General features: G+C 32.2%; 2 protein-coding genes. Both read right to left on the bottom strand.

Annotation, left to right across the window (positions count from 1 at the left end; all coding sequences use genetic code 11):
* Window positions 1–207: rhodanese-like domain-containing protein (locus KHW44_RS09890; protein ID WP_304068973.1), on the bottom strand; the 207-nt coding region annotated here is incomplete at its 3' end.
* Between the two features lie 92 nt (window positions 208–299).
* On the bottom strand, window positions 300–1,031 hold the full coding sequence (locus KHW44_RS09885; protein ID WP_304068971.1) for a TraX family protein: 732 nt from the start codon (window positions 1,029–1,031) through the stop codon (window positions 300–302).
* Window positions 1,032–1,132 lie beyond the last annotated feature (101 nt).

Genomic DNA, 1,132 nt, shown 5'->3' with positions numbered 1-1,132 from the left:
TGCATATCTTATCGCCAATTTCTTTGCACATTCGTGATCTCCTGCATCATAAATCGTTGAGATTTCCACTCTTTCGTCGTTATTTAGTATCGGAATATTGATAGATCCTGGTATGGTTTCTTTCTGAAACTCGTATTCGCTTCTAACATCGACAAATATTATATTTTCCATATTTATAAGTTCTTCATAAGTATTTGCTACGAACATTTTGGCCTCCAAAATACTAATTATACACCTTTTATTGCGTTTGTAAAAGAGATTTGCAATAAAAAAAGAACTTGCTAATCACAAGTTCCCAATTAAAAATTAAAATACATTCTAACAAGTCCAAGTATCAATATATGAACTGGATAGAATAGATAATTTACCAATTTGTTTTGTTTTCCACGTTTTCCGTTGTATGTCACAGTAAAGGCGAATCCCAAGAAGGAATACACTTCTTTGATAATCGACAAATATCCAAGAGAAGCAGAAATAACTGGTTTGTCGTAGAAAATGTAGAACAAGTAAGCGAGAATTATCGCATGATAATCGTAGTCCAAGCTTAAATACATCGCCAAGAATCCGAAAACAGCGACGATTATCACAGATATCACATACCAAAGTATCCTGTTTTTAAACTTATCTTTGATATAATCAATTATCCACACAGTTACAAGACACAAAGCCAACGTGAACATCATATTGTTCCAATACGGATCGAATAATACCTTCGATGTGAAAATATCGAATGGAACTTCTGAAATCACCGCAAAAACCAACAAGTTTCGAAGATATTTCGCCCTGTCGTGTGTCTTGAAAAATCCTTCAACAATGAAAAATATAAAAATAGGAAATGCAATTCTTCCTAATATCGATAGAAAGTTCGAGATATACAACAATGCTCCTTTTCCATTTAAAAAATGCGTTACAATCGAGTTGTTAACATGATCTATCAGCATCGATGTAAACGCAATGTATTTTAGCTGAGCTGCGTTAAATATCTGAAACTTTTTTAATTTATCGTGTTCAAATCTTTTATTTATATCCATTTGTCCTCCTCGTATAATATAGTTGTAGTAATAAATACTACATTTTATTTTCAATCCCACTTTCATATGGGATAATAATTGTATAGATAGAGGTCGTAGCT

The organism is Finegoldia magna (genome assembly GCF_018371055.1).
In the GTDB taxonomy this organism is placed as follows: domain Bacteria; phylum Bacillota; class Clostridia; order Tissierellales; family Peptoniphilaceae; genus Finegoldia; species Finegoldia magna_I.
Note: the sequence above shows the minus strand (reverse complement) of the source record. Positions and strands in the feature narration are given on the sequence as shown.